We start from the raw sequence: 24,145 nt of genomic DNA, 5'->3' as shown, positions 1-24,145 counted from the left end.
ACAAGGAAATGGTCATGCCCGGCGACAACGTGTCGATCACCGTCAAGCTGATCGCCCCGATCGCCATGGAAGAAGGCCTGCGTTTCGCCATCCGTGAAGGCGGTCGTACCGTCGGCGCCGGCGTCGTGGCAAAGATCCTCGACTGATAAGGTCGATCAGCGGATACGGCACCAACCGGCCGTATCCGTTGCCAGAGGGGTTGGCGCCAGCGCCGACCCCAAAGTTGTTTTAGGGGTATAGCTCAACTGGCAGAGCGTCGGTCTCCAAAACCGAAGGTTGGGGGTTCGATTCCCTCTGCCCCTGCCAATTCAATCAGCCGCGTCGCGATAGAGTATCGTGACGCGGCTTAGTCTCGTTTGCGAAACATGGCCAATCCCAACGTTGAAACCGTGAACGCCTCCAGCGGCAAGTTGTTGCTGGGCGTGGCGGTGCTACTGGTGGTTGCCGGCGTCATCGGTTTCTATGCCCTGGCACAGCAGCCCTCCTATGTGCGCGGCGCCGCGCTGTTCGGCGGCATCGCACTGGGCGTGGTGGTCGCGCTGGTCTCGGCGCCGGGCAAGGACTTCATCGGATTCGCCAAGGAATCCTATCGCGAAGTCCGCAAGGTCGTTTGGCCCACCCGCAAGGAAGCTGGCCAGATGACGGGCTTGGTGTTCGTCTTCGTCGTGATCATGGCCGTGTTCTTGTGGTCTGCGGACAAGCTCATCGAGTGGGTCATCTTTTCGCTCGTGCTTGGCTGGAAATGAAGGATAGGACATGACGGATAACGCACAACAGGAAGTCCCCGCAGCGGAATCGCCTTCGTCGAAGAAGCGCTGGTACGTGGTGCACGCTTATTCCGGCATGGAAAAGAGCGTACAGCGCGCGCTGCAGGAGCGCATCGAGCGCGCCGAGATGCAGGACAAGTTCGGCCGCATCCTGGTGCCGTCGGAAGAAGTGATCGAGATCAAGGGCGGGCAGAAGTCCGTTACCGAGCGCCGTTTCTTCCCCGGCTACGTGCTGGTCGAGATGGAAATGACCGACGAAACCTGGCACCTGGTGAAGAACACCAGCAAGGTCACCGGTTTCGTGGGCGGTGCGCGCAACCGCCCGAGCCCGATTTCCCAGAAGGAAGTCGACAAGATCATGACCCAGATGCAGGAAGGGGTCGAGAAGCCGCGTCCCAAGACGCTGTTCGAAGTGGGCGAAATGGTGCGCGTCAAGGACGGCCCGTTCACCGACTTCAACGGCAATGTCGAGGAAGTGAACTACGAGAAGTCGCGCCTGCGTGTCTCGGTCACGATCTTCGGACGCGCTACCCCGGTCGAACTCGAGTTCGGCCAGGTCGAGAAGGTCTAAGGATTTTCGGCCGTCGCCGGCCCGCAAGGCAGACGACGGGCGAAAGGGCGGGTCGAGAGGCCGCGCCCAAAGAGGAGCGTGAGGTCGTGCCAGCGGCACGGCGACAGCGCGTTACGACTCAACAGGATCCTTTTCAAAAGTGAAGGATCCGGATTGGAGTAAAGATGGCCAAGAAGATCATTGGCTTTATCAAGCTGCAAATTCCGGCTGGTAAGGCAAATCCCTCCCCGCCCGTGGGCCCGGCACTGGGTCAGCGCGGTCTGAACATCATGGAGTTCTGCAAGGCGTTCAACGCGCAGACCCAAGGCATGGAACCCGGCCTGCCGGTGCCGGTGGTGATTACCGCCTTCGCCGACAAGAGCTTCACGTTCGTGATGAAGTCGCCCCCGGCGACCGTGCTGATCAAGAAGGCTGCCGGCCTGACCAAGGGTTCGGCCAAGCCGCACACCGACAAGGTCGGCAAGATCACCCGCGCCCAGGCTGAAGAAATCGCCAAGGCAAAGAACGCTGACCTGACCGCTGCCGATCTGGACGCTGCCGTGCGTACCATCGCTGGCTCGGCTCGTTCGATGGGCATCACCGTGGAGGGTCTGTAAATGGCTAAGCTTTCGAAGCGCGCAGCCGCCAACAAGGCGAAGATCGAGCGCACCAAGTTCTACCCGATCGACGAGGCCCTGGGCCTGGTGAAGGGATGCGCATCGGCCAAGTTCGACGAATCGATCGACGTGGCCGTCCAGCTCGGCATCGATGCGAAGAAGTCGGACCAGGTGGTTCGCGGTTCCGTGGTGCTGCCTGCCGGTACCGGCAAGTCGGTGCGCGTGGCTGTGTTCGCGCAAGGCGAAAAGGCTGAAGCTGCCAAGGCAGCCGGTGCCGATATCGTCGGCATGGAAGACCTGGCAGAGCAAGTCAAGGCCGGTAACCTGAACTTCGACGTGGTGATCGCCTCGCCGGACACGATGCGTATCGTTGGTACGCTGGGTCAGATCCTCGGCCCGCGCGGCCTGATGCCGAACCCGAAGGTTGGCACGGTGACTCCCGACGTGGCCCAGGCCGTGAAGAACGCCAAGGCTGGTCAGGTGCAATACCGCGTCGACAAGGCCGGTATCATCCACGCCACCATCGGCCGTCGTTCGTTCCAGGACGCCGACCTGAAGCGCAACCTGAGCGCACTGATCGAAGCGCTGGTGAAGTCGAAGCCGGCCACGAGCAAGGGCGTGTACCTGCGCAAGATCGCCGTTTCGTCCACCATGGGCGTTGGCGTGCGCGTGGAACAGGGCTCGCTGTCGGCCTGAGGCTGGCGGCAAGGCACCGGGCGGACCCGATAACGTCGCCCGGCGCAAAGAATTGAAGATCCCGGCCCCAGGCCGGGATCGTCTCCAAGCCGGCGCAGGGCCTGAACAGGCACTGTGCGGAGCAAGGAGCAAGGCTTTGGGCAGTGGTGCCCGCCGGCGCGCAAGCGCGGCAGGCATCGCTGGTTATCAAAGACCGCTGGTGGCGGGCGTGGCCGAAGTCTGGCCGGCTCGCCTTAATCGGACGGAACGTACGCGACAGGGCTCTGGCCCTGCAGCCACGTCCCCCGCCCCACCAGCGCAGATGGCGCACCCGAGGGATTGGAGAATCCGGGCAATGACCCGGGTGATTCGGGCCAATCGGACGCCGTTCGTTTGGACTGATGTGCGTGCCCCGGACGATCCGGGGGACAAGCATCGTTTTGGAGCTTAACCGTGCCACTCAATATTGAAGATAAGAAGGCCGTCGTTGCTGAGGTTTCGGCGCAAGTCGCTAAAGCTCAGACCATCGTCGTGGCCGAATATCGCGGCATTGCGGTTGGCGATCTGACCAAGCTGCGCGCCAAGGCCCGCGAGCAAGGCGTGTACCTGCGCGTTCTGAAGAACACGCTGGCCCGCCGCGCCGTGGAAGGCACGCCGTTTGCCGGCCTCGCAGAGCAAATGACCGGCCCGCTGATCTACGGTATTTCCGAAGATGCAGTGTCGTCGGCCAAGGTTCTGAACGACTTTGCCAAGACCAACGACAAGCTGGTTCTGCGTGCAGCGTCGTACGACGGCAACGTGCTCGATGCTGCTGCCGTCAAGGCACTGGCCTCGATCCCGAGCCGTGACGAACTGATTGCTCAGCTGCTTGGCGTGATGCAGGCACCGGTGTCGGGCTTCGCCCGTCTGCTGGCCGCCCTGTCCGCCAAGAAGAGCGAAGGCGCCCCTGCCGAAGGCGAAGGCGCTGCTGCCGCCGCCGAGAGCGAAGGCGCTGCTGCTTAAGGCGCAAGCCCCCGCAGCCTGGCTCATCAAGATCGCATTACCGATACCGAATCACATTTAGCAGGAGTATTCCAAATGGCAATCAGCAAAGACGACATCCTCGAAGCCGTAGGCGCGATGTCCGTAATGGAACTGAACGACCTGGTCAAGGCGTTCGAAGAAAAGTTTGGCGTGTCCGCCGCTTCGATGGCCGTGGCTGCTGCCCCGGGCGCTGGCGCTGCCGCTGTCGAAGAGCAAACCGAGTTCAACGTTATCCTGTCGGAAATCGGCGCGAACAAGGTTGGCGTGATTAAGGCTGTCCGCGAAATCACCGGCCTGGGCCTGAAGGAAGCCAAGGACCTGGTCGACGGCGCACCGAAGGCTGTCAAGGAAGGCGTGGACAAGGCTGCTGCAGCCGACGCCAAGAAGAAGCTGGAAGACGCCGGCGCAAAGGTCGAAGTCAAGTAAGCTGTGCTCGCGTGCCATTTTCCGGCACGCGAATGGGGCTGGCAAAGGGAGTTTCCCGGCGCCAGCCTTTTTGCGCTTCTGCGATGAGTGTTTTATCCGGCACCCAGAACCGCGAAGTACCGTAGGCAAGACGTCAGAAAATGGCGCAATCGATGCTTGAACGCATGGGCTCGTGCCTAAGCTTCAGCAGAGGCCAAACATCAGTGGCACACTAAGTGGTTGCTGATGTTTGTCTTCTGAACCGACTGCAGAAGACAAGTTTGGTCGGGTGTCCCCCGGGCCGGCATGGCGCATCGCGTCGTAGCTGCCGGCTCGCAGCGTGCGGACACCGTCAGCCAGAGGTTGGTAGCGGCCAACCGCCAAATCCCCTCCCAGTCGCTGAACACCTCAGGTGCTGCGCCAGGTCCAGCCAGCCCCTGCGATGATTCGGAGATCCCATGGCGTACAGCTTCACCGAAAAGAAGCGCATTCGCAAAAGTTTTGCGAAGCGCGCGACGGTTCACCAGGTTCCTTTCCTGCTTGCCACCCAGATTGAATCCTACACTCAGTTTCTGCAAGAGGATACGCCACCCTCGCGTCGCAAAACAGAGGGCCTGCAAGCGGCATTCAGCGCAATCTTCCCGATTGTGTCGCACAACGGGCTCGCCCGCATGGAGTTCGTCTCCTACCATCTTTCCAACCCGCCGTTCGACGTCAAGGAATGTCAACAGCGTGGCCTGACCTTCCACTCGGCCCTGCGCGCGAAGGTGCGCCTGATCATCAACGATCGCGAAAACCCGGGCAAGGTCAAGGAAGTAAAGGAACAGGAAGTCTACATGGGCGAAATTCCGCTCATGACGTCGACCGGTTCGTTCGTGATCAACGGTACCGAGCGCGTGATCGTCTCGCAGCTCCACCGTTCGCCGGGCGTGTTCTTCGAACACGACAAGGGCAAGACCCACAGCTCGGGCAAGCTGTTGTTCTCGGCTCGTATCATCCCCTACCGCGGTTCGTGGCTCGACTTCGAGTTCGACCCGAAGGACATCCTGTACTTCCGTGTCGACCGCCGCCGCAAGATGCCGGTGACGATCCTGCTGAAGTCGATTGGCCTGACGCCCGAACAGATCCTCGCGCATTTCTTCGTGTTCGACAACTTCACGCTGCAGTCGGAAGGCGCGCAGATGGAGTTCGTGCCCGAGCGCCTGCGCGGTGAAGTCGCGCGCTTCGACATCGCCGACAAGAACGGCCGCGTCGTGGTGGAGAAGGACAAGCGTATCAACGCCAAGCACATCCGCGACCTGGACTCGGCCGGCACCAAGCTGATCAGCGTGCCGGAAGACTACCTGCTGGGCCGCGTGCTGGCCAAGAACATCATCGACCCGGACACCGGCGAGGTGATTGCCAACGCCAACGACGAACTCACCGAGACCGTCCTGGAGAACCTGCGCGAAGCCGGCGTCAAGCAGATCCAGACGCTGTACACCAACGACCTGGACCAGGGTCCGTACATGTCGCAGACCCTGCGCGTGGACGACACCGCCGACCAGACCGCTGCGCGTATCGCCATCTACCGCATGATGCGTCCCGGCGAGCCGCCGACCGAAGACGCGGTGGAAGCCCTGTTCCAGCGCCTGTTCTACAGCGAAGAGTCGTACGACCTGTCGCGCGTTGGCCGCATGAAGGTCAACAGCCGCCTGGGCCGCCCGAGCGGCGAAGGCAGCATGGTGCTGCAGGACGAGGACATCCTCGAGACCATCAAGATCCTGGTCAACCTGCGCAACGGCAAGGGCGAGGTCGATGACATCGACCACCTGGGCAATCGTCGCGTGCGTTGCGTCGGCGAACTCGCGGAAAACCAGTTCCGCGCCGGCCTCTCGCGCGTGGAGCGCGCCGTCAAGGAACGTCTGGGCCAGGCCGAGACCGAAAACCTGATGCCGCACGACCTGATCAACTCGAAGCCGATTTCCTCGGCGATCCGCGAGTTCTTCGGTTCGTCGCAGCTGTCGCAGTTCATGGACCAGACCAACCCGCTGTCCGAGATCACGCACAAGCGCCGTGTCTCCGCACTGGGCCCGGGCGGTCTGACGCGCGAACGCGCAGGCTTCGAAGTCCGCGACGTGCACCCGACCCACTATGGCCGCGTGTGCCCGATCGAAACACCGGAAGGCCCGAACATCGGCCTGATCAACTCGCTGGCACTGTACGCCCGCCTGAACGAATACGGCTTCCTGGAAACGCCGTACCGCAAGGTCGTCGACAGCAAGCTGACCGACCAGGTCGACTACCTGTCGGCCATCGAGGAAGGCAAGTACGTGGTGGCGCAGGCCAACGCGACGGTGGACGCCGACGGCACCCTCATCGACGAACTGGTGTCGTCGCGTGAAGGCAGCGAGCGTGAAACCCGCATGGTCACGCCGGACCGCGTGCAGTACATCGACGTGGCGCCGTCGCAGATCGTCTCGGCCGCGGCATCGCTGGTGCCGTTCCTCGAGCACGATGACGCGAACCGTGCACTGATGGGCGCGAACATGCAGCGTCAGGCCGTGCCTTGCCTGCGTCCGGACAAGCCGCTGGTGGGTACCGGCATCGAGCGTACCGTCGCGGTCGACTCGGGTACCGCCGTGCAGGCCACCCGTGGCGGCGTGGTGGACTACGTCGATGCGATGCGTATCGTGATCCGTGTGAACGACGACGAAGCCGTTGCAGGCGAAGTCGGCGTGGACATCTACAACCTGATCAAGTACACGCGCTCGAACCAGAACACCAACATCAACCAGCGTCCGATGGTCAAGGTCGGTGATTTCGTCGCCCGCGGCGACGTGATCGCCGACGGCGCCTCGACCGACCTGGGCGAGCTCGCGCTCGGCCAGAACATGCTGGTGGCGTTCATGCCGTGGAACGGCTACAACTTCGAAGATTCGATCCTGATCTCCGAACGCGTGGTCGCCGAAGACCGCTATACCTCGATCCACATCGAGGAACTGTCGGTCGTCGCCCGCGACACCAAGCTGGGACCGGAAGAAATCACGCGCGACATCTCCAACCTCGCCGAAGCGCAACTGGCGCGCCTGGACGAGTCCGGCATCACCTACATCGGTGCCGAAGTGGAAGCCGGCGACGTGCTGGTCGGCAAGGTCACGCCCAAGGGCGAGACCCAGCTGACCCCGGAAGAAAAGCTGCTGCGCGCGATCTTCGGCGAGAAGGCTTCGGACGTGAAGGACACCTCGCTGCGCGTGCCGTCGGGCATGAGCGGCATCGTGATCGACGTCCAGGTCTTCACCCGCGAAGGCGTGACGCGCGACAAGCGCGCCCAGTCGATCATCGACGACGAACTCAAGCGCTACCGCCTGGACCTGAACGACCAGCTGCGTATCGTGGAAGGCGACGCCTTCCAGCGTCTGGAACGCCTGCTGCTCGACAAGACCGTCAACGGCGGCCCGAAGAAGCTGGCCAAGGGCGCCAAGCTGACCCACGAGTACCTGGCCGACCTGGACAAGTACCACTGGTTCGACATCCGCCCGGCCGACGAGGAAGTCGCTGCCCAGCTGGAAGCCGTCAAGGAAGCCATCGAGCAGAAGCGCCACGAGTTCGACCTGGCCTTCGAAGAGAAGCGCAAGAAGCTCACGCAGGGCGACGAACTGCCGCCGGGCGTGATCAAGATGGTCAAGGTGTACCTGGCCGTCAAGCGCCGCCTGCAGCCTGGCGACAAGATGGCCGGCCGTCACGGCAACAAGGGTGTGGTGTCGAAGATCGTCCCGATCGAAGACATGCCCTACATGGCTGACGGCACGCCTGCCGACATCGTGCTGAACCCGCTCGGCGTGCCGTCGCGGATGAACGTGGGCCAGATCCTGGAAACCCACCTGGGCTGGGCCGCGCGCGGCCTGGGCCTGCGTATCGGCAGCATGCTCAAGGCACAGGCCAAGGCACAGGAGCTGCGCAAGCTGCTGGCCCAGGTCTACAACGAGAGCGGCAAGCCGGAAGACCTCGACAGCCTGAGCGACGCCGAAATTCTGGAACTGGCCACCAACCTGAAGAAGGGTGTGCCGTTCGCCACGCCGGTGTTCGACGGTGCGCACGAGGACGAAATCCGCCGCATGCTGGACCTGGCTTACCCGGAAGAGATCGCCAAGGACATGGGCCTGACCGCTTCCAAGCAACAGGTCACGCTGCACGACGGCCGTACCGGCGAAGCGTTCGAGCGTCCGGTGACGCTGGGCGTGATGCACATGCTGAAGCTGCACCACTTGGTCGACGACAAGATGCATGCGCGTTCGACCGGCCCGTACTCGCTGGTGACCCAGCAGCCGCTGGGTGGTAAGGCGCAGTTCGGTGGCCAGCGTTTCGGTGAGATGGAAGTGTGGGCGCTGGAAGCTTATGGCGCCTCCTACGTGCTGCAGGAAATGCTGACGGTCAAGTCCGATGACGTGAACGGCCGGACCAAGGTCTACGAGAACATCGTCAAGGGCGAGCACTCGATCGATGCCGGCATGCCGGAATCGTTCAACGTGCTGGTGAAGGAAATCCGCTCGCTGGGTATCGACATCGATCTCGATCGCTACTGATCGAGAGCGCGCGGGAGGCCGGTCGCGGCCAGCCTCCCGCCGATTGCCCGCTACGGATTTCCCACAGAATGAATGCCGCGGGCCCGACATGACGTCGGGCTGGCGGCGAAACAAGGAGTTGCAATGAAAGCATTGCTCGATCTCTTTAAGCAGGTTCAGCAGGAAGAGCAGTTCGACGCGATCAAGATCGGCCTGGCTTCGCCGGAGAAGATCCGTTCGTGGTCGTACGGTGAAGTGAAGAAGCCGGAAACGATCAACTACCGCACGTTCAAGCCCGAGCGCGATGGCTTGTTCTGCGCCAAGATCTTTGGCCCGATCAAGGACTACGAGTGCCTGTGCGGCAAGTACAAGCGCCTCAAGCACCGTGGCGTGATCTGCGAGAAGTGCGGCGTCGAAGTGACGCTGGCCAAGGTGCGCCGCGAGCGCATGGGCCACATCGAACTGGCTGCGCCGACCGCGCACATCTGGTTCCTGAAGTCGCTGCCGTCGCGTCTGGGCATGGTGCTCGACATGACGCTGCGCGACATCGAGCGCGTGCTGTACTTCGAGGCATTCGTGGTGCTCGAGCCCGGCATGACCCCGCTCAAGAAGAGCCAGATCATGTCCGAGGACGACTACATCGCCAAGTGCGAGGAGTACGGCGAGGGCGAGTTCGTGGCCATGATGGGCGCCGAAGGCATCCGTGAACTGCTGCGTGGCATTGACATCGAAAAGCAGATCGAAACGATCCGCGCCGAGCTGCAGGCCACCGGTTCCGAAGCCAAGATCAAGAAGTTCGCCAAGCGCCTGAAGGTGCTCGAGGCGTTCCAGCGCTCAGGCATCAAGCCCGAGTGGATGATCCTGGAAGTGCTGCCGGTGCTGCCGCCCGAGCTGCGTCCGCTGGTGCCGCTGGACGGCGGCCGCTTCGCGACCTCGGACCTGAACGACCTGTATCGCCGCGTCATCAACCGTAACAACCGCCTGAAGCGCCTGCTGGAACTGAAGGCGCCCGAGATCATCGTGCGCAACGAAAAGCGCATGCTGCAGGAAGCGGTCGACTCGCTGCTGGACAACGGCCGTCGCGGCAAGGCGATGACCGGCGCCAACAAGCGTCCGCTGAAGTCCCTGGCTGAAATGATCAAGGGCAAGGGCGGCCGTTTCCGTCAGAACCTGCTGGGCAAGCGCGTCGACTACTCGGGCCGTTCGGTCATCGTGGTGGGCCCGACGCTCAAGCTGCACCAGTGCGGCCTGCCCAAGCTGATGGCGCTCGAGCTGTTCAAGCCCTTCATTTTCCACAAGCTGGAAACGATGGGCATCGCCACCACCATCAAGGCGGCGAAGAAGGAAGTGGAAAGCCAGACCGCGGTGGTGTGGGACATCCTCGAAGAGGTGATCCGCGAGCATCCGGTCATGCTGAACCGCGCGCCGACGCTGCACCGCCTGGGTATCCAGGCGTTCGAGCCGGTGCTGATCGAAGGCAAGGCCATCCAGCTGCACCCGCTCGTCTGCGCGGCGTTCAACGCCGACTTCGACGGTGACCAGATGGCTGTGCACGTCCCGCTGTCGCTGGAAGCGCAGATGGAAGCCCGCACCCTGATGCTGGCCTCCAACAACGTGCTGTTCCCGGCCAACGGCGACCCCTCGATCGTGCCGTCGCAAGACGTGGTGCTGGGTCTGTACTACACGACCCGCGACAAGATCAATGGCAAGGGCGAAGGCCTGACGTTTGCCGACATCAGCGAAGTGATCCGCGCCTACGAGAACAAGGAAGTCGAGCTGGCTTCCCGCGTGAACGTGCGTATCACCGAGTATGAGCTGGTGGACAAGGACGCCGTGGGCGATGCCCGCTTCGCGCCCAAGATCACGCTGCAGGCCACCACGGTCGGCCGCGCGATCATGTCCGAGATCCTGCCGAAGGGCCTGCCTTTCTCGGTGCTGAACAAGCCGCTGAAGAAGAAGGAAATCTCGCGCCTGATCAACACCGCGTTCCGCAAGTGCGGCCTGCGCGAAACCGTGATCTTCGCCGACAAGCTGCTGCAGTCGGGCTTCCGCCTGGCAACGCGCGCCGGTATCTCGATCGCCATCGACGACATGCTGGTGCCGCCGCAGAAGGAAAAGATCATTTCCGACGCGGCAGCCAAGGTCAAGGAATACGACAAGCAGTACATGTCGGGCCTGGTGACCGACCAGGAGCGTTACAACAACGTCGTGGACATCTGGGGCGCCGCCGGCGACCAGGTGGGCAAGGCGATGATGGAACAGCTCCAGCACGAAGACGTGGTCGACCGCGACGGCAATACCGTCAAGCAGGACTCGTTCAACTCGATCTACATGATGGCCGACTCGGGTGCGCGTGGTTCCGCTGCGCAGATCCGTCAGCTGGCCGGCATGCGGGGCCTGATGGCCAAGCCGGATGGCTCGATCATCGAAACGCCGATTACGGCGAACTTCCGTGAAGGCCTGAACGTTCTGCAGTACTTCATCTCCACCCACGGCGCCCGTAAGGGTCTGGCCGACACGGCACTGAAGACCGCCAACTCGGGTTACCTGACCCGTCGTCTGGTCGACGTGACGCAGGATCTGGTGGTGGTGGAAGACGATTGCGGCACCACCAACGGCGTGGCCATGAAGGCCCTGGTCGAAGGCGGTGAAGTGATCGAAGCCCTGCGCGACCGTATCCTCGGCCGTGTGACGGTGAGCGACGTGGTGAACCCTGAAACCCAGGAAACCGCGATCGAAACCGGCACCCTGCTGGACGAAGACCTGGTCGACATGATCGACGCCCTGGGCGTGGACGAAGTGAAGGTGCGCACCCCGCTGTCGTGCGACACGCGCTACGGCCTGTGCGGCATGTGCTATGGCCGCGACCTCGGCCGCGGCGTGCTGGTGAACTCCGGCGAAGCGGTTGGCGTGATCGCCGCCCAGTCGATCGGCGAACCGGGCACGCAGCTGACCATGCGTACGTTCCACATCGGTGGCGCGGCATCGCGTGCGGCAGTGGCATCGAGCGTGGAAGCGAAGGCAACCGGTACCGTGCGTTTCACGGCGACCATGCGTTACGTCACCAACGCGAAGGGCGAGCTGATCGTCATTTCGCGTTCGGGCGAAGCGCTGATCACCGACGACCACGGCCGCGAGCGCGAGCGCCACAAGATCCCGTACGGCGCGACGCTGCTGGTGCAGGACGGCCAGGCCATCAAGGCTGGTACGCAGCTCGCAACGTGGGACGCACTGACGCGCCCGATCGTGTCGGAGTACACCGGCACGACCAAGTTCGAGAACGTCGAAGAAGGCGTGACCGTCGCCAAGCAGATGGACGAAGTCACCGGCCTGTCGACCCTCGTGGTGATCGACGCCAAGCGCCGCACGGCTGCCACCAAGGGCCTGCGCCCGCAGGTGAAGCTGCTCGACGCGAATGGCCAGGAAGTGAAGATCCCGGGCACGGACCACTCCGTGACCATCGGCTTCCAGGTCGGCGCGCTGATTACCGTGAAGGACGGCCAGCAGGTGCACGTGGGTGAAGTGCTTGCACGTATCCCGACCGAATCGCAGAAGACCCGCGACATTACCGGGGGTCTGCCGCGCGTGGCCGAACTGTTCGAAGCGCGTTCGCCGAAGGACGCCGCCGTGCTGGCGGAAGTCACCGGCACGACTTCGTTCGGCAAGGACACCAAGGGCAAGCAACGCCTGGTGATCACGGACCTGGACGGCAACGCCCACGAGTTCCTGATCGCCAAGGAAAAGCAGGTCCTGGTGCACGATGGTCAGGTGGTGAACAAGGGCGAAATGATCGTGGAAGGTCCGGCGGACCCGCACGACATCCTGCGCCTGAAGGGCATCGAGGAACTGGCGCACTACATCGTCGACGAAGTGCAGGACGTGTACCGTCTGCAGGGCGTGAAGATCAACGACAAGCACATCGAAGTGATCGTGCGCCAGATGCTGCGCCGCGTGCAGATCTCAGATGTGGGCGACACCAAGTTCATCCCGGGTGAACAGGTGGAGCGTTCGGAACTGCTCGACGAGAACGATCGCGTGATCGCCGAAGGCAAGCGTCCGGCCACGTACGAAAACCTGCTGCTCGGTATCACCAAGGCGTCGCTGTCCACCGACAGCTTCATCTCGGCGGCATCGTTCCAGGAAACCACCCGCGTGCTGACCGAAGCCGCGATCATGGGCAAGACCGACGACCTGCGTGGTCTGAAGGAAAACGTGATCGTCGGCCGTCTGATCCCGGCCGGTACCGGCCTGGCCTACCACCGCGCCCGCAAGGCGCGCGAGGCGGCCGAGCGCGAACGCGCCCAGGCGATCTCCGACGAAGAGCAGTCGCTCTTCATCGAGCCGCCGGTGGTGCCCGCGACGACGGAAGGCGAGGGCGACGCGGTCTGATTTCCATGACCACGTTCCATCCCGCCTGCTGAGTCACAGCGCAAGGCAGCAGATGTTGAAAAAGCCCGGCTTTCGAGCCGGGCTTTTTTTCGTCCGACGTTCCCGCATCGCGCATGGGGTCTTTCGGCAGCCTTTCATCATGCTTTCGCCCGCCTTTCAGCGGCCCGGCCGGGGTGTTGTCGCGCGTTTTCGGGAATCCCGCGGGATACGGCGGGATGCAGGCAAAAGCGGTTCAATTCGAAGCATTTGTCGGAAAGTCTGCCGAATTATTGCGAATTAAGAAATTAAAGACGCAACTCATTGACTTGACCCCTTCCGGCGATGCTCCTAGCATCCAGGCCAACCGCCTGTTTTGTTCGCAGCAAGAACCGGAGTTCGACAGGCGATACAAATCATCATCTTGTGGGGACAAGCAGTGAGCAAGATCGCAGGTTTCTTTACCGAATTGATGCGCCGGTATTTGCCGGATCCTTTCGTTTTCGCCATCGCGCTGACGTTGTTGACCATGGCCATGGCGGTCCTGGTGGAAGGGCAGCCGGCCCCTGCGGTGATCCTGAGCTGGGGCAAGGGATTCTGGAACCTGCTGTCGTTCACGACGCAGATGGCGGTGATCCTGGCCATGGGCTATGTGCTCGCCACCGCGCCGCTGACCGACCGGCTGCTTGAGCGCATCGTCAGCGCTGTGCACACCCCGCGCGGCGCCGTGATCGTCGCCACCCTGGTCGGCGGCATCGGCAGCTACCTGAACTGGGGCTTCGGCCTGGTCATCGGCGGCATCATCGCCAAGAAGCTCGCCACCAAGGTGCGCGGCGTGCATTACCCGCTGATCATCGCCGCCGCATACAGCGGCTTCACCATGTACGGGCTGGGCCTGTCGGCCAGCATCCCGGTGCTGATCTCCACGCCGGGACACCCGCTCGAGAAATCGATGGGCGTGGTGCCGCTGTCCGAGACCATCTTCTCGCTGCCGATGCTGCTGACCAGCCTGGTGGTCATCGTGACCCTGCCGCTGCTCAATGCCTGGCTGCACCCGCGCAATCCCGCCGACGTGGTCGAGATCAAGCCCGAGGCCGCCGGCGGCAACGACGCTGCGCAAGGTTCCGCGCACAGCCTGGGCGTGGAGAACACGATCGCATCGAAGCTCAACAACAGCCGCATCCTGAGCCTGGCCATCGGCCTGTGCGGCGTGGGCTACGCCGCGCTGTACTTCCGCGCCGGCGGCTCGCTCGACCTGAACCTGATCAACTTCATGATCCTGTTCCTCGGGGTGCTGCTGCTGGGCACGCCGGTCAACTACGTGGCCAAGCTCAACGAAGGCATCAAGACGATTTCCGGCATCATCCTGCAATACCCGTTCTATGCCGGCATCATGGCCATCATGGCGGGCTCGGGGCTGGTGGACACGATCTCGCGCGTGTTTGTCGACATCGCCACGCCGCAGACACTGCCGTTCTGGGGCCTGATCAGCTCCTTCGTCATCAACTTCTTCGCGCCGTCCGGCGGCGGCCACTGGGTGATCCAGGGCCCGTTCATGATCGATGCGGCCAAGGCCATCGGCAGCTCGATCAGCCAGACCTCGATGTCGGTGATGCTCGGCAACGCGTGGAACGACCTGGTGCAGCCGTTCTGGATCCTGCCCGCGCTGGCGCTGTCCAAGCTCAGCCTGAAGGACGTGATGGGCTACACCGTGATCATGATGTTCTGGGTGGGCCTGGTGTATATCGGCGCCCTGCTGCTGTGGGGCACGCAGATCGGCTGAGTGCCTGCCGCGGCGTAGATCGTGATGCATTTCGCAACGAAGCAGACAAGACAGAGGAGACCATCATGCCGTTCCTGATCGAAACCTGGGACAAGCCCGCCCACCAGCACGTGCGCCAGGCCAACCGGGCATCCCACCTCGGATACCTCGAGGCCAACAAGGCGCTGCTGCTGGCGTGCGGCGCCAAGCTCAACGACGACGGCAGCGATGCCGGCGGCGGTTTCTACATCGTCGACCTGGAAACACGCGAAGCCACGCAGGCCTTCATCGACGCCGATCCCTTTGCCGCCGCCGGGCTGTTCGCCGAGGTGCGCATCACGCGCTGGCGCAAAGCCTATCTGGGCGGCGAGCGCTACATCTGAACCTGCGTCCGGGCGACGCCAGACCCGGCCCGCGCGCCGGCACGACGGCCTGCCCTGGCAGGCGCGCGCCGGTGCAATACCCGAGATCAACATGCGATGGAAGAACCGGCCGGACGGCTCCAACTGGGGCGATTTCGGCCCTGACGACCAGCTCGGTCGCCTGAACCTGATCAGCCCGGACAAGGTGCGCGACGCGGCGCGCGAGATCCGCACGGGCAACACCTTCAGCCTCTCGCTGCCGCTCGACATGCCCGGCGGCAATGCACTCAATGTGCGGCGCCATCCGCCGCAACTGCGCCCGACCTTCCGCGACGGCGTCGCCTACGTCAACTTCCCGCTGGCCAAGGTCGACGCCAGCGCCGTCGACGTGCTCAGCGACGACCAGGTCCTGCTGTCGCTGCAATATTCGACGCAGTGGGACGCGCTGGCGCATGTCGGCGCGTTGTTCGACGCCGATGGCGACGGCGTGGCCGAGCGCGTCTACTACAACGGCTTCCGCCCGAACCAGGACATCGTCGGCCCGGTCGACTATGCCGAAGCGGACGGCTTCGCCGCCCACGCATGCGGCCACGACCACAGCCATGCGCACGCGCTGGGCATCGAACGCTTTGCCGAGCACGGCGTCCAGGGCCGCGGCGTGCTGCTGGACCTGGCCGAATACCACGGGCGCGAGTTCGCCACCCTCGGCTACGACGCCCTCATGCGCGTGATCGAGGCCGACCACGTGGAGATCGGTGAGGGCGACATCCTGGTGCTGCGCACCGGTTTTGCCGAGATGGTGCTCGAAATGAACGGCACCCCCGACGCCGAGCGCCTGCACCATAGCTGCGTCGCGCTCGACGGGCGCGACGAGCGCCTGCTGCAGTGGATCACCGACAGCGGCATCGCCGCGCTGGCGGCCGACAACTATGCCGTGGAGCGCTTTCCCGCGCGCCCGGCCAGCGGCACCGCGCCGGCACTTCCCCTGCACCACCATTGCCTGTTCAAGCTCGGCCTGCCGCTGGGCGAGCTGTGGTACCTGCGCGAGCTGGCGGCATGGCTGCGCGCCAACGGCCGCACGCGCTTCTTCCTCAGCGCGCCGCCGCTGCGGTTGCCGGGCGCGCTCGGCTCGCCGCTGACGCCGGTCGCCACGGTGTGACCCTGCATTCGTCGAACGAAATACCACTTCCCGCAAAGCTCAGGAGATATTCATGTTGTTCATGGCCGAAATGACCGTCCGCATCCCGCATTCGCTCGATCCGCAATTCGTCGAGCAGCTCAAGCAGGACGAGAAGGCGCTGTCGCAGAAGCTGCAGCGCGAGGGCAAGTGGCGCCACCTGTGGCGCGTGGCCGGCCAGTATGCCAATGTCAGCATCTTCGACGTCAGGGACAACGACGAGCTGCACACGCTGCTGACTTCGCTGCCGCTCTACCCATACATGGACATTTCGGTAACGGCGCTGGCGCAGCACGGTTCGGCCATCGCGCAGAACTGAGCGGCGCCGCCACCCGTCCGCCGGACGATTCGCCGACCGATTCGCCGACCGACCGTTCCAACCCATCGATCCACCGGAGTTCCGCACCATGCCCCACGCAGATCTTTCCGACGTCCGCCTGCACTATCGCCTCGACGGCGATGCCAGCCTGCCGGTGCTCGTCCTGTCCAACTCGCTCGGCACCAGTCTCGACATGTGGCAGCCACAGGTGGCGGCGTTCTCGCAGCGCTACCGCCTGTTGCGCTATGACACGCGCGGCCATGGCGCGTCCTCGGTCACGCCCGGGCCTTACACCATCGCGCAACTGGGCCAGGATGTGACCGGCCTGCTGGACCACCTGCAGATCGAGCGCGCGCATTTCTGCGGCCTGTCGATGGGCGGCATCACCGGCATGTGGCTGGGCGTGCACCAGCCGCAGCGCATCGACCGCCTGGTGCTGTGCAATACGGCGGCCTACATCGGCCCGCCGGAGAACTGGACCAACCGCGCGGCGGCGGTCGAGCGCGACGGCGTGGCGTCGATCGCCGCGGCGGTCGTCGATAAATGGCTCACCCCCGGGTTTGCCGCGCAGCAGCCCGCGCTGGTGGCGTCGCTGCAGGCCATGCTGGGCGCGACCGACGCGGCCGGCTACGCCGCCAACTGCCGCGCGGTGCGCGATTCGGACCTGCGCGAGGCCATCCAGGCCATCGCGCGCCCGACGCTGGTGATCGCCGGTGCCAACGACCTGCCCACGCCGCCGCGCGATGGCGCCTTCCTGGCGCAGGCCATCCCCGGTGCGCGCTATGTCGAGCTGGAGCCGGCGGCGCACCTGTCCAACCTGGAGCAGGCCGAGCCGTTCACCAGGGCCGTGCTGGATTTCCTGCAGGGCTGATGCGGCGGGAGGCGGGCCGGCAGGCTTGCCGCTGCCCCCGCCGTCTCCCCGCGGCCATCCGCGCGAATGCGCAACGGTCGGAAACGTTTGTACCGTGCCCTTAGTGGTATGGTTACGCCTTTCCCGGCTAGCCGGGGCTTTTCTGGCTTCACCGCTTTCGTTTCCCTATGTCGCGCGCGCTGGCGATTCTCAAGGATGTATTCGGGTACCACGCCTTCCGCGGCCGGCAGGCCGAGATCATCGACCATGTGGCCGAGGGCGGCGACTGCCTGGTACTGATGCCGACCGGCGGCGGCAAGTCGCTGTGCTACCAGATTCCCGCACTGCTGCGGCAGCGCGCGGGGCAGGGCACCGGCATCGTGGTGTCGCCGCTGATCGCGCTGATGCAGGACCAGGTCGCCGCGTTGTCCGAGGCGGGCGTGCGCGCTGCCGTGCTGAACTCGACACTCAGCGGGGCCGAGGCCGCCGCGGTGGAGCGCGACCTGCTCGCCGGCCGCCTCGAGATCCTCTATGTGGCGCCCGAGCGGCTGATGACGCCGCGCTTCCAGGACCTGCTCGAGCGTACCCGTATCGGCGTATTCGCCATCGACGAGGCGCACTGCGTGTCGCAGTGGGGGCATGATTTCCGCCCGGAATATATCCAGTTGTCGGTGCTGCACGAGCGCTTTCCGTACGTGCCGCGCATCGCGCTCACCGCCACCGCGGACTCGGTCACGCGCGAGGAAATCGTCGAGCGCCTGGCGCTGCATGACGCGCGCGTCTTCGTCTCCAGCTTCGACCGCCCCAATATCCGCTACCGCATCGTCGAGAAGGACAACGCGCGCCAGCAGCTGCTGTCCTTTATCAAGGCCGAGCATCTGGCGGCGGACGGCACCCACGACAGCGGCATCGTCTACTGCCTGTCGCGCAAGAAGGTCGAGGACACGGCCAGCTGGCTGAGCAGTCACGGTCTCAACGCGCTGGCATACCACGCCGGCATGGACGCTGGCGTGCGCCAGCATCACCAGGCCCGTTTCCGCGAGGAAGAGGGCGTGATCATGGTCGCCACCATCGCCTTCGGCATGGGCATCGACAAGCCCGACGTGCGCTTCGTCGCCCACCTGGACCTGCCCAAGAGCATGGAAGGCTACTACCAGGAAACCGGGCGCGCCGGCCGCGACGGGCTGCCCGCCAGCGCGTGGATGGCCTATGGCCTGGGCGACGTGGTCCAGCAAAAGCGCATGATCGACGAGTCGGAGGCCGACGAGGCCCACAAGCGCGTCTCCTCGGCCAAGCTCGATGCCCTGCTGGGACTATGCGAAACCGCGGGCTGCCGGCGCGTGCGCATCCTGGCGTACTTCGACGAGGCCAGCGAGCCATGCGGCAACTGCGACACCTGCCTGGAGCCGCCCGCAACCTGGGACGGCACGCGCGAGGCGCAGATGGCGCTGTCCTGCGTCTATCGCACGGCGCAGGCCAGCCGCGTGCATTTCGGCGCGACCCACCTGGTCGACGTGCTGCGCGGCAACGCATCCGAGAAAGTGCGCCAGTGGGGGCATGACAAGGTGTCGACGTTCGGCATCGGCGCCGAGCGCACGGTCTCGGAATGGCACGCGGTCTTCCGCCAGCTGATCGCCCACGGCCTGCTGGTGATCGACCACGGCGGGCATGGCGCGCTGCTGCTGGGCGAGTCTGCCCGCGCCGTGCTCAAGGGCGAGATGCAGATCACGCTGCGCCGGCAGGCCAGCAAGCCTGGCCGCAGCGGCGAGCGCGCCGCGCGCGGCGGCGGCACGCGCACCGACCACACCGCGGACATGGATGCCGATGCGCTCGCCAACTGGGAGGCGCTGCGCAAGTGGCGCACCGAGACCGCGCGCGAACATGGCGTGCCGGCCTATGTGATCTTCCACGACGCCACGCTGGCCGAACTGGCGCGCAGCGCGCCGGACTCGCTGGTCGCGCTGGCCGAGGTGCCCGGCATCGGCGCGGCCAAGCTCGAGCGCTATGGCGACGCCCTCCTGGAGGCGCTGGGCTCGGTCTAGCAGGGCAGGCGGCGCCAAGGTATACGTATACGAAAGCGGCTTGACCGTTTACGGATCCCCTGCTAGCATGTCAGATTCGAGTTTTTGGCTTTGGATTTCGCTCGCCTGTCGGATTTGTGGCCTTCGGTTCGCAATCGGCAAGCCTGCCGGGGGATCAACGATGTTCCCGGCGGTGTGGTCGCAGTGGGATCCCTGGCGAGCTCGCGCTCTTTGGCCGTCTGTACTTCCACAGGTCCCGTCTCAAGAGCGCCCGCTCACTTTTCCCGCCCAAAACCCGTCGTTGCCCTTCCGGCCCATTGCTTGTGGCGGAGGGGTGTTTTTCCGTAAAACCAAGCTGGATTGAACAATGCCAACTATCAACCAACTGGTTCGCAAGCCGCGCGTCTCTGAAGTCGTCAAGAGCAAGAGCCCGGCGCTTGAGAACTGCCCCCAGCGTCGCGGCGTGTGCACCCGTGTGTACACCACGACGCCGAAGAAGCCGAACTCGGCACTGCGTAAGGTCGCCAAGGTGCGCCTGACCAACGGTTTCGAGGTTATCTCGTACATCGGCGGTGAAGGCCACAACCTGCAAGAACACTCGGTCGTGCTGATCCGCGGCGGCCGTGTGAAGGACTTGCCGGGTGTGCGTTACCACATCGTCCGTGGCTCGCTCGACCTGCAAGGCGTGAAGGATCGCCGCCAGGCTCGTTCGAAGTACGGCGCGAAGCGTCCGAAGGCTGCCTGAGGCTAACGCCAGGCAAGCAGGGCGAACAGCCCGAAGCAACAACCGATGGCCTGTGGCGATTGCGTCATGGTGCTGTCACCAGGCGGCGGTACAACGGAGCGTTTTTCGCGCCGTGCCGTCGAGTAAGTGGTCACCCGGCGAATTTGCCTGAATGGAAAGGCAAGCTAGTTGGTGGCCGGAGAGCGGGAAATTTGTGCCGCGCTCTCAACTGAATCTAAAGGAAAAAAGATGCCACGTCGTCGTGAAGTCCCCAAGCGGGAAATTCTGCCTGATCCGAAGTTCGGTAACGTTGAAGTTGCCAAGTTCATGAACGTGCTGATGCTGGACGGCAAGAAGTCGGTTGCCGAACGTATCGTCTACGGCGCGTTCGACCAGATCGAGAAGAAGGCAGGCAAGGCCCCCGTCGAAGTGTTTTCCGTTGCCATCAACAACGTGAAGCCGGTGGTCGAAGTGAAGAGCCGTCGCGTGGGCGGCGCCAACTATCAGGTTCCGGTCGAAGTCCGTCCGTCGCGTCGTTTGGCATTGGCGATGCGTTGGCTGCGCGAGGCCGCGAAAAAACGCAGCGAGAAGTCGATGGCGCTGCGCCTGGCAGGTGAGCTGCTGGAAGCATCGGAAGGCCGCGGCGGCGCAATGAAGAAGCGCGACGAAGTGCACCGCATGGCCGAAGCCAACAAGGCGTTCTCGCACTTCCGCTTCTAAAGCGCGCGGGTTACGTCGTTGGTTGCCGGGCGGGCTGTGTCATGACACGCTCGCCCGTTTGTGTTACGGGTGCTGGCAATGAGATGTCGGCGCCTCACGGACGAATAGAGGATTAAAGTGGCTCGTAAGACTCCCATTGAGCGCTACCGCAACATCGGTATCTCGGCTCACATTGACGCGGGTAAAACCACCACGACCGAACGTATCCTGTTCTACACCGGTGTGAACCACAAGATCGGTGAAGTGCATGATGGCGCAGCCACCATGGACTGGATGGAGCAGGAGCAGGAGCGTGGCATCACCATCACCTCCGCTGCCACCACCGCCTTCTGGAAGGGCATGGCGGGCAACTACCCCGAACACCGCTTCAACATCATCGACACCCCGGGCCACGTGGACTTCACCATCGAGGTGGAGCGCTCCATGCGCGTGCTGGACGGCGCGTGCATGGTGTACTGCGCAGTGGGTGGCGTGCAGCCGCAGTCGGAAACCGTCTGGCGTCAGGCCAACAAGTACGGCGTGCCGCGTCTGGCATTCGTCAACAAGATGGACCGTACCGGCGCGAACTTCTTCAAGGTCTACGACCAGCTGAAGACCCGCCTGAAGGCCAACCCGGTGCCCGTCGTGGTGCCGATCGGCGCTGAAGACGGCTTCCAGGGCGTCGTCGATCTGCTGGAAATGAAGGCGATCGTTTGGGACGAAGCCAGCCAAGGCGTGAAGTTCGAATACCAGGACATCCCGGCTGAGCTGCAAGCCACCGCTGAAGAATGGCGCGAGAAGATGGTCGAGTCCGCCGCCGAAGCCAGCGAAGAGCTGATGGAAAAGTACCTGGGCGGCGAAGAGCTGACCCGCGCCGAGATCGTCAAGGCGTTGCGTGACCGTACCATCGCCTGCGAAATCCAGCCGATGCTGTGCGGCACCGCGTTCAAGAACAAGGGCGTGCAGCGTATGCTCGACGCCGTGATCGACTTCCTGCCGTCGCCGGTCGATATCCCGCCGGTCAAGGGCGTGGACGAAAGCAACGACGAGAAGAAGCTCGAGCGCAAGGCTGACGACAGCGAGAAGTTCTCGGCGCTGGCGTTCAAGATCATGACCGACCCGTTCGTCGGCCAACTGATCTTCTTCCGCGTGTATTCGGGCAAGATCAATTCGGGCGACACCGTGTACAACCCGGTGAAGCAGAAGAAGGAGCGTCTGGGCCGTATTCTGCAGATGYACGCCAACCAGCGCGAAGAAATCAAGGAAGTGCTGGCCGGCGACATCGCTGCTGCGGTGGGCCTGAAGGATGCCACCACGGGCGATACGCTGTGCGATCCGGCTGCCCCGATCGTGCTCGAGCGCATGGTGTTCCCGGAGCCGGTGATCTCGCAGGCTGTCGAGCCGAAGACCAAGGCTGACCAGGAAAAGATGGGCATCGCCCTGAACCGCCTGGCCGCTGAAGATCCGTCGTTCCGCGTGCGTACCGATGAAGAATCGGGTCAGACCATCATTTCGGGCATGGGCGAGCTCCACCTCGAAATTCTGGTCGACCGCATGAAGCGCGAATTCGGTGTGGAAGCCAACATCGGCGCGCCGCAGGTGGCCTACCGCGAAACCATTCGCAAGAAGGCCGAAGACGTCGAAGGCAAGTTCGTCAAGCAGTCGGGCGGCCGCGGCCAGTACGGTCACGCTGTGATCACGCTGGAACCGCAAGAGCCGGGCAAGGGCTTCGAGTTCATCGACGCCATCAAGGGCGGTGTGATTCCTCGCGAATACATCCCGGCGGTCGAGAAGGGTATCGTCGACACGCTGCCGGCCGGTATCCTGGCTGGCTTCCCTGTGGTGGACGTGAAGGTCACGCTGACCTTCGGTTCGTACCACGACGTGGACTCGAACGAAAACGCGTTCCGCATGGCCGGCTCGATGGCTTTCAAGGACGCCATGCGCAAGGCCAGCCCGGTTCTGCTCGAGCCGATGATGGCCGTGGAAGTGGAAACGCCGGAAGACTACACGGGTACCGTGATGGGCGACTTGTCGTCCCGCCGCGGCATCGTGCAGGGCATGGACGACATGGTGGGCGGCAGCAAGAAAATGGCAAAGGAAAAGTTCGAGCGGACCAAGCCGCACGTGAACGTTGGTACGATCGGTCACGTTGACCATGGCAAGACCACGCTGACGGCAGCGATCGCCACGGTGCTGGCAGCAAAGTTTGGCGGCTCGGCCAAGAAGTACGACGAAATCGACGCAGCGCCGGAAGAGAAGGCACGCGGTATTACCATCAATACCGCCCACGTCGAGTACGAAACGGCTAACCGCCACTACGCCCACGTTGACTGCCCGGGCCACGCTGACTATGTGAAGAACATGATCACGGGCGCAGCGCAGATGGACGGCGCGATCCTGGTGTGCTCGGCCGCCGACGGCCCCATGCCCCAGACCCGCGAGCACATCCTGCTGGCCCGCCAGGTTGGCGTGCCTTACATCATCGTGTTCCTGAACAAGTGCGACATGGTCGACGACGCCGAGCTGCTCGAGCTGGTCGAAATGGAAGTGCGCGAACTGCTCTCGAAGTACGAGTTCCCCGGCGACGACACCCCGATCATCAAGGGTTCRGCCAAGCTGGCACTCGAAGGCGACAAGGGCGAGCTGGGCGAAGTGGCGATTCTGAGCCTGGCCGACGCGCTGGACACCTACATCCCGACGCCGGAACGTGCCATCGACGGTACCTTCCTGATGCCGGTGGAAGACGTGTTCTCGATCTCGGGCCGTGGCACGGTTGTGACCGGTCGTATCGAGCGCGGCATCATCAAGGTCGGTGAAGAAATCGAAATCGTCGGTATCAAGCCGACGGTCAAGACCATCTGCACCGGCGTGGAAATGTTCCGCAAGCTGCTGGACCAAGGTCAAGCCGGCGACAACGTGGGTCTGCTGCTGCGCGGCACGAAGCGCGAAGACGTCGAGCGCGGCCAAGTGCTGTGCAAGCCGGGTTCGATCAAGCCGCACACGCACTTCACCGGCGAGGTCTACATCTTGTCGAAGGACGAAGGCGGCCGTCACACCCCGTTCTTCAACAACTACCGTCCGCAATTCTATTTCCGTACGACCGACGTGACTGGCTCGATCGAGCTGCCGAAGGACAAGGAAATGGTCATGCCCGGCGACAACGTGTCGATCACCGTCAAGCTGATCGCCCCGATCGCCATGGAAGAAGGCCTGCGTTTCGCCATCCGTGAAGGCGGTCGTACCGTCGGCGCCGGCGTCGTGGCAAAGATCCTCGACTGATAA

Annotated in this window: 18 protein-coding genes, 1 tRNA gene and 2 pseudogenes; all 21 read left to right on the top strand. The window is 63.7% G+C overall.

Features of this window, described 5'->3' with window-relative positions; translation table 11 throughout:
• A pseudogene (tuf, locus tag AB4Z48_RS38610) lies at positions 1-146 on the top strand (elongation factor Tu); the annotation flags it as partial.
• Positions 147-230: 84 nt separating this feature from the next.
• Positions 231-306, top strand: a tRNA-Trp gene (locus AB4Z48_RS38605).
• Between the two features lie 59 nt (positions 307-365).
• Positions 366-746 carry a preprotein translocase subunit SecE gene (secE, locus tag AB4Z48_RS38600; protein WP_441623859.1) on the top strand — a complete coding sequence of 127 codons (381 nt, stop codon included), beginning with the start codon at positions 366-368 and terminating at the stop codon, positions 744-746.
• Positions 747-756: 10 nt separating this feature from the next.
• A complete protein-coding gene (gene nusG, locus AB4Z48_RS38595; protein WP_441623857.1) occupies positions 757-1,338 on the top strand; it encodes a transcription termination/antitermination protein NusG in 582 nt (193 codons plus the stop codon).
• 164 nt (positions 1,339-1,502) lie between these two features.
• Entirely contained in the window at positions 1,503-1,934 is a 432-nt protein-coding gene (rplK, locus tag AB4Z48_RS38590) for a 50S ribosomal protein L11 (protein ID WP_006162338.1), read from the top strand.
• Complete coding sequence (rplA, locus tag AB4Z48_RS38585; protein ID WP_441623855.1) at positions 1,935-2,630, top strand: 50S ribosomal protein L1; 696 nt, start codon at positions 1,935-1,937, stop codon at positions 2,628-2,630.
• 432 nt (positions 2,631-3,062) lie between these two features.
• On the top strand, positions 3,063-3,611 hold the full coding sequence (gene rplJ / locus AB4Z48_RS38580; protein ID WP_006162335.1) for a 50S ribosomal protein L10: 549 nt from the start codon (positions 3,063-3,065) through the stop codon (positions 3,609-3,611).
• Positions 3,612-3,686: 75 nt separating this feature from the next.
• A complete protein-coding gene (gene rplL / locus AB4Z48_RS38575) occupies positions 3,687-4,058 on the top strand; it encodes a 50S ribosomal protein L7/L12 (protein ID WP_441623853.1) in 372 nt (123 codons plus the stop codon).
• A gap of 437 nt (positions 4,059-4,495) precedes the next feature.
• Positions 4,496-8,602: a DNA-directed RNA polymerase subunit beta gene (rpoB, locus tag AB4Z48_RS38570; protein ID WP_441623851.1), complete on the top strand. Its 4,107-nt coding sequence runs from the start codon at positions 4,496-4,498 to the stop codon at positions 8,600-8,602.
• Between the two features lie 123 nt (positions 8,603-8,725).
• The gene (rpoC, locus tag AB4Z48_RS38565) at positions 8,726-12,970 is read left to right on the top strand and encodes a DNA-directed RNA polymerase subunit beta' (protein WP_441623849.1); all 4,245 of its coding nucleotides are present in this window, start codon (positions 8,726-8,728) and stop codon (positions 12,968-12,970) included.
• A gap of 215 nt (positions 12,971-13,185) precedes the next feature.
• Positions 13,186-13,389, top strand: a complete 204-nt coding sequence (locus AB4Z48_RS38560) for a hypothetical protein (RefSeq protein ID WP_441623847.1) — start codon at positions 13,186-13,188, stop codon at positions 13,387-13,389.
• Positions 13,386-14,729, top strand: a complete 1,344-nt coding sequence (locus AB4Z48_RS38555) for a short-chain fatty acid transporter (protein WP_441623846.1) — start codon at positions 13,386-13,388, stop codon at positions 14,727-14,729. Before AB4Z48_RS38560 ends, AB4Z48_RS38555 begins: the two co-directional genes overlap by 4 nt.
• 65 nt (positions 14,730-14,794) lie before the next feature.
• Complete coding sequence (locus tag AB4Z48_RS38550; protein WP_441623844.1) at positions 14,795-15,091, top strand: YciI family protein; 297 nt, start codon at positions 14,795-14,797, stop codon at positions 15,089-15,091.
• 91 nt (positions 15,092-15,182) lie between these two features.
• Entirely contained in the window at positions 15,183-16,229 is a 1,047-nt protein-coding gene (locus AB4Z48_RS38545) for a cyclase family protein (protein ID WP_441623842.1), read from the top strand.
• Positions 16,230-16,281: 52 nt separating this feature from the next.
• Positions 16,282-16,566 (top strand): muconolactone Delta-isomerase, encoded by a 285-nt coding sequence (catC, locus tag AB4Z48_RS38540; RefSeq protein ID WP_441623840.1) that lies wholly within the window; start codon positions 16,282-16,284, stop codon positions 16,564-16,566.
• Positions 16,567-16,654: 88 nt separating this feature from the next.
• Positions 16,655-17,437 (top strand): 3-oxoadipate enol-lactonase, encoded by a 783-nt coding sequence (gene pcaD, locus AB4Z48_RS38535; protein ID WP_441623838.1) that lies wholly within the window; start codon positions 16,655-16,657, stop codon positions 17,435-17,437.
• A 167-nt stretch (positions 17,438-17,604) separates the two neighbouring features.
• Complete coding sequence (recQ, locus tag AB4Z48_RS38530; protein WP_441623837.1) at positions 17,605-19,458, top strand: DNA helicase RecQ; 1,854 nt, start codon at positions 17,605-17,607, stop codon at positions 19,456-19,458.
• A gap of 346 nt (positions 19,459-19,804) precedes the next feature.
• Positions 19,805-20,182 (top strand): 30S ribosomal protein S12, encoded by a 378-nt coding sequence (gene rpsL, locus AB4Z48_RS38525; RefSeq protein ID WP_006162330.1) that lies wholly within the window; start codon positions 19,805-19,807, stop codon positions 20,180-20,182.
• Between the two features lie 228 nt (positions 20,183-20,410).
• The gene (rpsG, locus tag AB4Z48_RS38520) at positions 20,411-20,881 is read left to right on the top strand and encodes a 30S ribosomal protein S7 (protein WP_017224519.1); all 471 of its coding nucleotides are present in this window, start codon (positions 20,411-20,413) and stop codon (positions 20,879-20,881) included.
• A gap of 117 nt (positions 20,882-20,998) precedes the next feature.
• Positions 20,999-22,963 (top strand): annotated as a pseudogene (fusA, locus tag AB4Z48_RS38515) (elongation factor G); the annotation flags it as partial.
• Positions 22,952-24,142 (top strand): elongation factor Tu, encoded by a 1,191-nt coding sequence (gene tuf, locus AB4Z48_RS38510; protein ID WP_441623861.1) that lies wholly within the window; start codon positions 22,952-22,954, stop codon positions 24,140-24,142. The pseudogene fusA and the gene tuf (AB4Z48_RS38510), both read left to right, overlap by 12 nt.
• The last annotated feature ends 3 nt before the right edge of the window (positions 24,143-24,145 follow it).

Source organism: Cupriavidus sp. 2TAF22 (assembly GCF_052115045.1).
GTDB lineage: Bacteria > Pseudomonadota > Gammaproteobacteria > Burkholderiales > Burkholderiaceae > Cupriavidus.
Note: the sequence above shows the minus strand (reverse complement) of the source record. Positions and strands in the feature narration are given on the sequence as shown.